Origin of the sequence: Croceivirga thetidis, assembly GCF_012272815.1 — a bacterium.
In the GTDB taxonomy this organism is placed as follows: domain Bacteria; phylum Bacteroidota; class Bacteroidia; order Flavobacteriales; family Flavobacteriaceae; genus Croceivirga; species Croceivirga thetidis.
The window spans coordinates 1,351,201-1,363,783 of sequence record NZ_JAAWWL010000001.1; the positions used below are offsets into that span (position 1 = coordinate 1,351,201).

General features: G+C 37.7%; 11 protein-coding genes. 5 read left to right on the forward strand and 6 right to left on the reverse strand.

Translation table 11 applies throughout. The features are described from left to right. From HCU67_RS06135 to HCU67_RS06145, 3 genes are all read right to left on the reverse strand, one after another. Positions 1-2,361 (reverse strand): alpha-L-rhamnosidase-related protein, encoded by a 2,361-nt coding sequence (locus HCU67_RS06135; protein ID WP_168551686.1) that lies wholly within the window; start codon positions 2,359-2,361, stop codon positions 1-3. Positions 2,362-2,442: 81 nt separating this feature from the next. Then, complete coding sequence (locus HCU67_RS06140) at positions 2,443-3,990, reverse strand: Rne/Rng family ribonuclease (RefSeq protein WP_168551687.1); 1,548 nt, start codon at positions 3,988-3,990, stop codon at positions 2,443-2,445. 252 nt (positions 3,991-4,242) lie between these two features. After that, positions 4,243-4,533, reverse strand: a complete 291-nt coding sequence (locus tag HCU67_RS06145) for an HU family DNA-binding protein (RefSeq protein WP_168551688.1) — start codon at positions 4,531-4,533, stop codon at positions 4,243-4,245. A gap of 114 nt (positions 4,534-4,647) precedes the next feature. Between HCU67_RS06145 and mutY the strand changes: the two genes are divergently transcribed. From mutY to gldD, 4 genes are read left to right on the forward strand one after another with little or no spacing between them, the layout of a single operon-like run. Continuing rightward, positions 4,648-5,679 (forward strand): A/G-specific adenine glycosylase, encoded by a 1,032-nt coding sequence (gene mutY, locus HCU67_RS06150; protein ID WP_168551689.1) that lies wholly within the window; start codon positions 4,648-4,650, stop codon positions 5,677-5,679. 15 nt (positions 5,680-5,694) lie between these two features. After that, positions 5,695-6,135 carry a single-stranded DNA-binding protein gene (locus tag HCU67_RS06155; protein WP_168551690.1) on the forward strand — a complete coding sequence of 147 codons (441 nt, stop codon included), beginning with the start codon at positions 5,695-5,697 and terminating at the stop codon, positions 6,133-6,135. Between the two features lie 19 nt (positions 6,136-6,154). Further along, positions 6,155-7,483, forward strand: a complete 1,329-nt coding sequence (locus tag HCU67_RS06160; RefSeq protein ID WP_168551691.1) for a gliding motility-associated protein GldE — start codon at positions 6,155-6,157, stop codon at positions 7,481-7,483. Then, on the forward strand, positions 7,473-8,027 hold the full coding sequence (gene gldD / locus HCU67_RS06165) for a gliding motility lipoprotein GldD (RefSeq protein ID WP_168551692.1): 555 nt from the start codon (positions 7,473-7,475) through the stop codon (positions 8,025-8,027). Before HCU67_RS06160 ends, gldD begins: the two co-directional genes overlap by 11 nt. Positions 8,028-8,029: 2 nt before the next feature. On the opposite strand, the gene HCU67_RS06170 is transcribed toward gldD, so the two are convergent. From HCU67_RS06170 to HCU67_RS06180, 3 genes are all read right to left on the reverse strand, one after another. Beyond that, positions 8,030-8,443, reverse strand: coding sequence for a hypothetical protein (locus HCU67_RS06170; RefSeq protein WP_168551693.1), 414 nt, complete (start codon positions 8,441-8,443; stop codon positions 8,030-8,032). A 76-nt stretch (positions 8,444-8,519) separates the two neighbouring features. Then, positions 8,520-10,598 carry a M16 family metallopeptidase gene (locus tag HCU67_RS06175; RefSeq protein WP_168551694.1) on the reverse strand — a complete coding sequence of 693 codons (2,079 nt, stop codon included), beginning with the start codon at positions 10,596-10,598 and terminating at the stop codon, positions 8,520-8,522. 6 nt (positions 10,599-10,604) lie between these two features. Continuing rightward, positions 10,605-11,924, reverse strand: a complete 1,320-nt coding sequence (locus tag HCU67_RS06180) for a M16 family metallopeptidase (RefSeq protein WP_168551695.1) — start codon at positions 11,922-11,924, stop codon at positions 10,605-10,607. A gap of 159 nt (positions 11,925-12,083) precedes the next feature. Here HCU67_RS06180 and HCU67_RS06185 point away from each other — a divergent pair, with 159 nt between their 5' ends. After that, a complete protein-coding gene (locus HCU67_RS06185) occupies positions 12,084-12,530 on the forward strand; it encodes a DUF4199 domain-containing protein (RefSeq protein ID WP_168551696.1) in 447 nt (148 codons plus the stop codon). Positions 12,531-12,583: the final 53 nt, after the last annotated feature.

Genomic DNA, 12,583 nt, shown 5'->3' on the forward strand with positions numbered 1-12,583 from the left:
TCAATTAGAGGTAAACGTAACTTTTGCCCCAGTAAATCTAAAAATCGAATTGTTCATTTTTTCAAAATCTTCAAATTCAGCTCCGTTAACAGAATAATTCCCTTCAGGCAACTCTAATTGGATTGTCCAATTTTGGTTGGTTTGTAAAATTTCAATTTCGAGTTTACTATTGATATTTTTATAAAAAACGGAAACCTCGTTGTCGGCAACTTTTACATTTTCTAAGGCAGCTTCATTCCAACTTAAGGGCATTTGAGGTTTAATAATAATGGTTTCATTTTGGGCTTGGGGTTGAATACCAAAAAATTGTTGTACCACGGGAATCGCGAAAGAATAAATATTCCAAGCTTGGGTCATCATACCGAAGTCGGGTGAAACTTCATACATACTTCCCGGCAGTGCATAACTAAACGAACGGGTCATGCGTTTTAGATAATCCAATGCTTCATCTGGTCTACCATAGTTATTTTCAGCAACGGCTTGCACTCCTGTTGGTAAGGTCATCACAGCGCCAGTATAGGTGAAAATAGGAGGGGCTTCATATGCACCATCATTTGAACCAGCAGAATCATCACGATCAATACCAGTAACAAAAACGCCAAATGGGTTTGTAAATTTCTTGGCCGTATTTAATGCTGTTATTGCTTTAGTTGAATCTGCAATGCCCATTTCCATTGGGGTATTAACTACCCAGTTGTGATGCAATACAAAGGGTTTCAATTCTTCTGAAGGGTTGGCTAAAATTTGTTTTCTGGTTGCTTCCAATTCTTCAATGGCCCATGGTTTATTGAGTGTATCAGCACGCACAATGGCGTCTTCTATAAGATGTAGCGCTTGTTCATCAGTGCCCAAGAAATCTGCATAAGAACTAAAATCCTCAGACCAAAAATCCCGATTGATTTGAGCTTTGAGATTAGCTGCCAAGGCTTCGTATTGATTTGCTAGACCGGTTTTATCCAGTTCATCGGCCATTTTCGCAGCATCAACAAAAGCACGTTGCGTGTATGCAGCGACGTCGATCATTTCACTGTCTAGCCCGTGAATCTCCATCATACCAAAACCATCAGGAAACAAATTGCCGTTGGCATCATTTTCTTGCATTAGCCAATTCAACCCTTTTTCAATGATTGGGAAGTATTTTTTTAGAAACTCTTTGTTACCATTCCACTGATAAATTTCCCAAATCAGGGAAGCAAATTGAGGCGTTTCATTGATATTGCCGGGATTAAAAACGACCCCGTTGGTCGACATTTCATGAATGATTTTGCCATTTCCATTTAATGCCATTGAAACACTATCAAGAAGTTTTATGGTCTTATTTACTGTGGCTTCTTGTCCTACTGCCATGTACCCCTTAAGAGCGTATTCGCTGTCAACCCCGAACCACCAAGGGTAGTCGGGAATACCTGCTCCAATGCCAGTACCGACTTCAGGTACGGTTCGCACCAACCAATCACAGTTGTATTTGAGCCATTCAAAAGTTTGCTCAAGATCTTTATCTGGGACTGTCAATTTGGATTGCACTGCCAAAGCTGCATAGCGTATTCGTTTATCTTCCGCCATGCCGTGATAATTGCTATGAATTTCAGCATATTCTTGAAGAGCTTCCTCCTTTGATTGATAGGAACCTGCAATGACAAAATTTAAGACCTGAGGTTGCTCTACATGTAGTTCGTAAATGAGCGAATTACTGACGGTATTTCCTTTGGATGATGGAATTGTTTCACTTTTACTAGGATTGTGGTCGGTACCAAAAATTGTAAACCAATTGTTGCCAGTATCTTTCACTACCCATTTTTGACCTTCGAGCTCTGATACATCTTTACCATCTATCATTTGGGTCTGTTCCCCCAGCCATGTTGGGCGTAAATCAGAATGTCCAATAAATTCAAATTTAATGTCCAGAGGCTCCGCAGCGATATTCCGTATGAGAAATTGAACAAATACACCTTGTTTACCATCGGGAACAAACTGCCAACGTTCAACGACTAAGTACTTATTGGGAAACTTGAAAACATGTTTATTGGCCATTGGGTAGTTGATAAATTCGTCAGCTTTATTTAATGGCAATGTATCGCCGTCTATATAAATGTTGACATCGAACCCGTCCATTAATTTGATGGGGTGATTCCAAATTCCTCCCATTTCTCCTTTGATATGCCAGCCCATATCCGGAAATGTTCCATCTTGGTGGCCAACCATATAAACTCGGTCTCCGGCTGTCACATAAGGCGATTCCAAGTAATTTTTCTTACCTGCAATTGAGGGAGTATTTTCCAAAACTGAGGATAGACGTTTTGGCTCTTGATCTATACAGCAAAGGAATAATAAGGAGAAGAACAAAAAGGCTAAAATTCGCATGCGCATTTATTTGTTATCAGTATAAAAATACCATTTCCTTAAAAAACAAAAAGCGGCGCAGTTAATACTGCGCCGCTTTGTTTACCTAATGGTCTTGCCTTCTTTATCCTTGAATCGAAATTCTAGATACGTATAGGCATCACGTGGTTGGATTTTTATCCACTTCTTGTGTTCTAAAAACCATTTAGAACGAATTGAAGGAAACCCTTTGGTCAGATATGCTGCAATAAAGGGATGCAAGTTTAATGTTAAACTTTTATTCTTGTTGGGACCAGAAAGAATACGTTCAATATCAACATTAATTCTGTCAATCACAGAAATTGGTGCCTCAATCTCGCCACCATTTCCGTTTGGATTTTCTTCACTTGTCTTTATTTTGACCTCAGGACGAACCCGCTGTCTGGTAATTTGAACAAGCCCAAATTTACTTGGAGGCAAAATCTTATGCTTTGCTCGATCGTCTTTCATCTCTTCGCGTAGGTGGTCAAAGAGTTTTCTACGGTGATCACCTTTTGTCATATCTATAAAGTCGACAACGATGATTCCTCCCATATCACGGAGACGAAGCTGGCGGGCAATTTCAGTGGCAGCAAGAAGATTCACTTCTAAAGCGGTATCTTCTTGATTTTTGGCTTTGTTCGAACGGTTACCACTATTTACATCAATTACGTGTAGGGCCTCGGTATGTTCAATTACCAAATAGGCGCCTTTGCTCATTGATGCCGTTTTACCAAAAGATGTTTTGATTTGTCGTTCAATACCGAATTTTTCATAAATCGGTGCTGAACCGGTATATAGTTTTACGATGGATGCCTTTTCAGGGGCAATTTCGTGCAAATAGTCTTTGATATTGTCATGAAGCTCTTCATCATCAACATGTATACCGGTAAAGCTATCATCAAAGACATCCCTCAAAATTGAGGATGCTCTGTTCATTTCTACCAGTACTTTTGATGGGTGTTCTGCTTTATGCAAAGACTTGCACATTGCTGTCCATTTATTCAGCAAGTTCTGAAGATCTTTGTCAAGTTCGGCTACTTTTTTGCCTTCTGCTACAGTTCTAATAATTACACCAAAACCTTTAGGTTTGATGCTCATTACTAAACGTTTGAGGCGCGACTTTTCTTGATTGCTCTCAATTTTTTGAGAAACTGAAACGCGGTCAGAAAAGGGCACCATGACCAAATAACGCCCGGCTATGGAAAGCTCGGAGCTGATTCGTGGTCCTTTTGTCGAGATAGGTTCTTTTGCAATTTGAACCAAAATAGATTGGTTAGCTTTCAATACTTCATTGATGCCACCATTCTTGTCAATATCTTTTTCAAATGGAAAATTCTTTAGGGAGAAATCCTTCATTCTTCCCGTTCTTGCTTTTTTGACAAACTTTAGTAAGGTAGAGAGTTGTGGACCAAGATCGTGATAATGTAAAAAAGCGTCCTTTTCGTAACCTACATTTACAAATGCAGCGTTAAGCCCAGTTACTGGTTTTCTGATTTTGGCTAGAAATATATCTCCTACCGAAAAACTATTGTCATCATCTTCTTTATGAAGTTCGGTTAGTTTTCCATTTTTAAGCAGAGCAAAATCGACAGCGCTTGAACTAGATCGAACTATTAATTCTCTGTTCACTATTTATCGATTTTAAAATGATTTTGCACTTGTATTAGTGCAACAATTATACAATGTGTTCAATAGATTTTGGGACTATTGAAAGGGTATTTTCTAAGATGTCAAAGAACGTATTCAGTCTAAAAATGAAAAAGTAGTTGCAACAACTACTTTTTCTTGTGTCGGTTGGCTCTTCTACGTTTTTTACGCTTGTGTGTGGCCACCTTATGTCTCTTTCTTTTCTTACCGCTCGGCATAGGTTCTCCTTTAAAATTATTTAACTTGTACGTTGCTCTTTACACCTTCAACAAAAACTTTGGCAGGTTTAAAAGCAGGAATATTGTGAGCAGGAATCTTAATCGTTGTATTTTTCGATATGTTTCGTCCTGTCTTTTCAGCACGTGTTTTAATGATAAAGCTTCCAAAGCCTCTCAAATAAACATTATCACCATTCTCCAACGAAGATTTTACCTCATCCATAAAAGATTCAATCGTTGCCTGTACATCTCCTTTTTCAATCCCTAGTTTATCCGAGATTTTTGATACAATATCAGCTTTCGTCATTTTTGTTACTCAATTTGGGTTTTTAAATTGGCTTGCAAATATATAAATGTTTTATATAAAGCACTAAAATTTAGATATATAAACTAAATCTCAGTTTAGTTAGTATTTTCCTACATGAGTTTTTCAGATAAAATATTGCGATGGTACGCCGAAAACAAACGAAAGTTACCGTGGCGCAGCACCATAGACCCTTACAAGATTTGGCTTTCAGAAGTCATGCTACAGCAGACTCGCGTGGCCCAAGGTTTGCCCTATTACGAGAAGTTCGTTGAGGCCTACCCAACAGTATTCGATTTGGCAAAGGCAAGTGAGGAAGAGGTACTAAAATTATGGCAAGGATTGGGGTATTATTCCCGAGCAAGAAATATGCACCAAACGGCGAAAAAAGTGGCTGAAGAATTCAATGGTAATTTTCCAAACACATACGCTGAAATCGTAAAACTAAAAGGGATTGGTGATTATACCGCTAGTGCAATTGCCTCGATTTGTTTTGATGAACAGGTTCCTGTTGTTGATGGTAACGTTTACAGGGTTTTAGCTCGTTACTTCGGAGTAGATGTTCCTATTAATAGCAACCAAGGAATAAAATTATTTAAGGAGTTGGCCCATAAAGTAATGGCCAAAGAAAACATAAGGGATTACAATCAGGGCATTATGGAATTTGGTGCTATTCAATGCTCTCCTAAAAAACCGGCATGTTTAGTATGTCCGTTAAACGAAAGTTGCAAGGCCCTTGAAATTGGTATGGTCAATAAATTACCAGTGAAGCTGAAAAAAACAAAGATTAAGGTTCGTCATTTCAATTATTTAGTGGTACTGGATGATTTTGAAAACACCATTCTTGAACAGCGCATCGGAAAGGGAATTTGGCAGAACTTATACCAATTCCCTTTGGTGGAGTCGGATAATGAATTGACTCAAAAGATGCTTCTTAAAAGTTTACCTGATTTTTTGCATGGTGTAAAGGAAATTTCGCTCTTCAATGAAAAACCTATTGTACACAAACTATCCCATCAGCATTTGAACACCAAGTTCTGGATTGTAAATATTCAAGAAATTGGACCCGATGGAATTTCCATTTCGGATTTGAAAAAATATCCGGTTCCTGTCTTGATTTCTGACTTCATTGAAAGCTTCAATTTTTAGTATTTTTGGTGTACTATGAGTGGAACACTAAATAAAGTGATGTTGATAGGGCATTTGGGCGACGAAGTTAAAATGCACTATTTTGAAGGTGGGGGATGCATTGGGCGTTTTCCTATTGCAACCAATGAGACCTACACAAACAAACAGACAGGAGAAAAAGTAACCAACACAGATTGGCATAACATTGTTGTTCGCAATAAAGCGGCCGAGATTTGTGAAAAGTACCTAAGCAAAGGAGATAAGGTGTACGTTGAAGGCCGTTTAAAAAATCGCCAGTGGCAGGGCGAAGATGGTAATACGAGGTACACAACTGAAGTGCATGTTCAAGATTTCACTTTTTTAAGTACCAAAAGTGAAGGTATGGCGACTACCACCAATCAAGAAGTTCCAATGCCAAAGAACCCACAACCCAATCCGGTTTCCGAACCAGAAGAGGATGACGATTTACCTTTTTAAAATGACAAACCAAATTTAAGTGGACCCAGAGCCCCATTGTTGTAGTCTGGTTTTCTTGGCATTTGATGTCTCTTTGACCTTAAATTTTGCCTTACTTGTTTTATTATTGATTTGTTCTGCCCTTATTTCAGGTGCCGAGGTGGCCCTATTTGGTTTATCTCAAACAGAAGTCAATGAAATTGAAGATGAGGAAACACGGAATGGTAAGATCATTGTAAAATTATTGGGAAGGCCCAAAAAATTATTGGCGACTATTTTAATCGCCAACAATGCTATTAATATTGCTGTGGTCTTGTTGTTCAGTGTGATTGGAGATACTATTTTCTCTGACATTACAACAGTACTTTTTGATGTCGTCTCGCTGCGATTTTTATTGGAAGTGGTAGTAGCGACTTTTCTAATTTTAATGTTTGGTGAAATTTTACCCAAAATATACGCAAGCCGAAATGGAAGGATTTTTTCCAATTTCATGGCTAGACCGCTAAAGATTTTAGATACTTTATTCTCACCTTTAAGTAGTCCAATGCGACGTTCAATGCTATTTCTGCAAGAAAAACTTGGTCGTAGAAAATCAAATTTTGGCGTTGATCACCTTTCCCAGGCCTTGGAATTGACCTCTGAAGGAGATACAACAAAAGAAGAACAAAAGATTTTACAGGGTATTGTTTCATTTGGCAATACTCATACACGGCAGGTTATGCGACCGAGAATCGACATTTTTGCCTTAAACGAACAAATGAAGTTTACTGAGGTTTTGGATGAAATCAAAAAAAACGGTTATTCAAGAATCCCCGTTTTTTCTGAGCATATGGATAACGTTCTTGGAGTGCTTTATGTTAAGGATGTGTTGCCCTATTTAGAACGAAAATCATTCAATTGGATGAAACTTATTCGGGAGCCCTATTTTGTTCCGGAAAACAAAAAGTTGGACGATCTCTTACTCGAATTTCAGGAGCAGAAAAAACACTTGGCCATTGTTGTTGATGAATATGGAGGTACTTCAGGAATTGTTACTCTTGAGGATATAATCGAAGAGATAGTAGGTGATATCAGCGATGAATTTGATGATGAAGACCTTGTATTCTCAAAGCTGGACGAAAGAACATACGTCTTTGAAGGTAAAACTACACTGAAGGATTTTTACCGGGTAACCAAAATTGAAGATGAAGCAATGTTCGAAGACAGTAAAGGAGAATCGGAAACCATAGCTGGATTTGTTCTGGAGATTTCAGGAAGTTTTCCTCGACGAGGTGAAAAAGTACTTTTCAACGATTACCAATTTGTGGTGGAAAGTTTGGACAAAAAACGACTTAAACAAATAAAGATAATTTTACCCCATGAGAGTTAGGCTATCCGTAGGGTTTTTAGTGCTATTAGTGATATGTGGTTGTCAAGAAAATCTCTTGCCAAAACCAAAAGCAATGCTGAAACTTGAATTTCCAGAAGGCATATACGATGAATTCGAAGAATCATGTAACTATACCTTCGAAAAGAACTTTCTTGCAAATTCCAAAACAGGAAGGGACTGTTCTTTGATTTTGGATTATCCATCAATGAAGGGCTCTATTTATATTACTTACAAACCAGTTGAAGAAAACCTCGAGAAATTACTTATAGACGCTCAAAAATTATCATATGAGCACGTTGCAAAAGCTGATAATATAATCGAGCAGCCGTTTATCAATGAAAATGATAGTGTCTTTGGAATGTTTTATGAGGTAACTGGGAACGCGGCTTCTCAATCGCAATTCTATGTTACCGACAGTACCAATCATTTTGTTACCGGTTCACTTTACTTTTACGCGAAACCCAATTACGATTCAATTTATCCTGCGGCCATATATCTTCAAAAAGATATTCGAAGGATTATGGAAACCTTGAATTGGAAATAATTTTACTTTTCCAAGAGCTTCTCAGCTTTTGAAATGCTTTTATTGAACTGCTCTTTTAAGGCAATAATTTTTTCCTCCTCTTCATTTAGCCACTCCTGTTTTTGAGGGGTTAATGCAGCACCTTGAAGAATTTCTTCAGAATTAAATCGATTTCCAAAATTCCCCATCCAACTCATCATCGCGTCATAGGATGCCTGTAAGTCTTCCATTGCCCCTTGATATTTCATACCCGTTTCGGTAGAGTCAGCCTTTTGTTTAAGCTCGGCGGTAAGTTTGGTCAAATGACCCATCTTATCCATGACTTCGTCATGAATAATCATGACTTCTTCCATTTGGGTTTTATCCGTAGTTTCTTTTTTAGGGTCTTTGCAAGCAAAAATTACAAAGGCAACTAAAAGAAATTTCAACTTTCTCATTACTCGTTCCGATTTCTACAAAAATAAAAAAGGCACCATAATTATGGTGCCTTAAAAGACGTATTAATTCTTTGGTTTAATCAAAATCAGCGTCGCTCAATTCAATGTTTAATACAACCTCAATTAGCTTGGATTCTAATGTTCCAGGACCCATGGTTTCTGATTTAGTGGCAGGAAAAAGAACGCCATTAAAGTCGTTATATTCACCGTAGATAACTTCAGAGTTTTGAGATTGTCCATTCATATTGATAACAGACGTTTCTTTTAATTTCAAACCACTTTCAACATCGTAGAAGAATGTTGTTTGAATCATTTCACCTGGCACCTCAACTTTATAGGCATCCTTATCACCTACCTTTTCAATACCGGCTAATTTAGTTTTATCACTTACCATCATATTCTGTTCTGGGAATAACCCCATAACAGCTTGCATATCATTTTTCATGGCCTCTGGTAACGGCATTTTATTTGGCCCTTGTTTCATGGTCAATTCATCACCTTTTGCCACTACTCCCATCATTGGACTATCATTCATAAAAGTGGTCTTAGCATACTTATCTGTAGTTCTAATTTCCTCTATTTTTATTTTTGAGCCCATGGCTTCACCCTCAAACACCATTTTTATGGATTCAACTCCACTTAAGTCGGTATCTCCACTTACGGCATCAAGATATTTTTGAAGAATTGAATTTACTGAAACACCTTCCGGAATTGCATTGTCATAATTTGGTTTCTCTGCTTTTGCACCATACTTGTCATAATAAAGTACAGGAACCTTTTTGCCATTAAACTCTACCTTTTCAAGGTTTTCCAAAACTTCACTGCCCTTACCAGCAACAATTACCCTTGAATTTGAAGAGGTAAAATATTTATTCGCAGCATTTTGCACATCTTCAATAGTCACGGCATCAAGTCGTTCTAGGTAGGTTTTGTAGTAATCATTTGAAAGTCCTTGCGTTTCTATATTTAGCGCATAATTGGCCACAGTCTCAGGGCGCTCAAGTGCCATCACAAAATTACCAACGTATTTTGCTTTGGCATTTGCCAATTCTTTGGCCGAAACAGGTTCTTTAATAATCTTATCTATCTCCTTTAGCATTTCTACGACAGAACTGTCGGTCACTGCATTTCGAACGCTCGCAGTAGCTCTAAAGGTAGAAGGTCCATATTTATCGTTGCCAATTCCAGAATAAGATCCATAGGTGTACCCCTTGTCTTCCCTTAGGTTTAGGAACAAACGCGCTTGGGCACCACCGCCAAGAATTCTATTTGCCAAAAGTGCATCTAAATAGTCATCGTTTTTCATTTTTAAATCCACCAAATTCTGAACTGAAATTTCTGATTGTACAGCGTTTGGTACATCAACGAAATTTATTTGACTATACTGCGCTTGAACGGGCTCTGAATAAGACAAAGATGGTGGTACAGCTTTGGTCCAAGGAGTAAAAGCGGCTGTTACCAAGTCATTTACATTATCAAATTCAACATCTCCAACAACGATTAAATAGGCATTGGCAGGAACAAAATAATCTCGATAGAATTGTTGAACATCTACTAAAGTGACGTTGTTCACTGATTCTTCTGTAATAAATTCCCCTTTAGGATGGTTTTTACCATAGACCAACACATCTTGCACACGATTGGCAATTGCCGAAACATCTTTCTCTTGGGTTTTTAGGCCAGTAATAAGTTTGGCTTTCTCTTTTTCAAATTCTTCTTGTGTAAAATTTGGATTAATTGATGCATCAGCCATTAATTCCAAAATTCTTGGGAAATATTTGGTCAGACATTGTGCAAATGCACCCTGAGCACCAATATTAAGTGTAGCGCCCAAAAAGTCTACTTCTTCATTAAAATCATCTTTTGAGACGCTCTTGGACCCATTACCCATTAAAGAACCGGTCAGACTTTGAACCCCTGCTTTCTCACCTTCCAATATAGGTGGATTATCAATATTTAACTGAATTCTTACTCTTGGCAACTTGTGATTTTCAACTACCAATACGGTCAAACCGTTGTTCAATTCAAACTTTTCAGCCTCATCGAGATTAATTTCAGGGGCAGGACCAGGTTCTGGTTGCTTACTTCTATCTATTTGTCCAATAGCCAATGAAAGGCCAAAACAAAATAATAAGCTTAGAATATACTTTTTCATTTTTTTCTAGTTAGCGTTCGCAGTTTCAGGTAAATAATCAATTACTACACGTTGGTTCTTACCAAGGTACTTTTTGGCAACTTCCATGATTTCCTCACGGGTAATTGATCGGTAAATATCAATTTCAGTGTTGATGAGGTTTGTGTCACCATAAAGCATGTAGTTTCTTGCCAGTGAATTAGCAATTCCTTCAACACTTGAATTTGAATTCACAAAGTCGTTCTCCATCTTGTTTTGAAGCTTTTGAAAGTCATTTTCAGAAATGAGTTCATCTCTAACTTTTGCAACTTCTTCTTCCATTTCTGAAACTAAGGTTTCCAAAGATGTTTCACCAACCGGTAGGGCAAAAACCACATACATGCTGTAGTCTTCTTGGCCAATATTAAATGCGCCGACTTGCAGCGCCTGCTTTTGCTCGTCTACCATTTTTTTGTAAAGTTTTGAGCTTTTACCATCACTTAGGTACGTTGATATCAGATTCAATACATAAGAATCACGTTCTTTGAAACCTGGAGTTCGATAGGCTACTAATGAAGCAGGAATTTGAATATTTGCGTCGTACTTAACTGCTTTTATTTCTTGTGTAATGGGCTCCTCTTTTGGATAGTTTCTTACAACTTCAGGCCCTCTTGGAATATCACCGAAATAATCAGTTATCATACTCTTAGCGGTATCTGTTTTAAAATCACCGGCAACTACCAACACCGCGTTATTTGGGTTGTAATATTTTTTATTGTAAGCAATTACATCTTCAAGTGTGGCAGCATCCAAGTCTTTCATGTAACCAATATTTGGGTCTTTGTAAGGATGTACTTTAAAGAGGTTTTCTTGAATCGCAAACAAAAATTGACCGTAGGGCGAATTATCATACCGTAGTCTTTTTTCCTCTTTTACCACTTCATTCTGTGTGTCAACGCCCTTTTGGTCGATTACGGGGTGAAGTAAACGTTCTGATTCCATCCAAAGTCCTAATTGCAGATTATTTGACGGGAATGTTTCGTAATAATAAGTTCTGTCGTTGGTGGTGTTTGCGTTGTTGCGGCCTCCGTTAGCCGAAACGATTTCAAACCATTTACCCCTTTCAATGTTTTTGGTTCCTTCGAATAAAAGGTGTTCAAAGAAGTGGGCGAAACCAGTTCTACCTTCGGTACGGTCCTTACCACCAACGTGATACATTACTGAAGTTGTAACTACAGGGGCTGAATTGTCTTGGTGTAAAATTACGTGGAGACCGTTATCTAGGTCATACTCTTCAAATTTCACTTCTTGCGCCAGACATACATTAGCAACAAAAAAAAGTGAAACCAAATAGGAAATTTGCTTCATTTTATAGTGTTTAATTTTAGTTTCAAAAGGGTTAGTAACATTTCTTTCAAATATGTTACAGCCATTGGTAAAAATACGATGCAACAAAACAATTTAGTAGTATTTAGAAAGAATTTATGATGGTGATTTCGTATATTAAAGGGATAATCACCATTTAAAATGAAAAACCTAACTCTTCCGGTCCGTTTTGGTTTGGTCACCGCAGCTGTATTGATTGCCTATTTTCTGGTATTATCCTTGCTTGGTAAACACACCAATGTTTTTTTTAGTTTGCTCAATGGTTTGATTACTGGCTTCGGTATTTATGAAGTCATAAAAATAATCAAGATGCGTGAGGGTGATAGTTTTAGCTATGGCAGTGGGTTTAAATCAGGTATTGTCACTGGGGCGGTCGCCACCATTGTATTCACATTCTTCTTCGCCGTTTATTCAACTGAGCTAAATCCTGAATTTTTGAATCAATTGTCTGAAATTTGGTCAAAAGATTATGCCAACTTTAAAGGAATCGTCTTTTTTACAGTAGCAATTATGGGCTTTGCAACAACCTTGGTTTTAACCTTGGCCTTTATGCAGTTATTTAAGTCTTCAAATAACCTTAAAAAATAATTTAAGGCTACGTATTTTCTTCTTGTTAATTAGGGAATTAGCAGTATATTTGC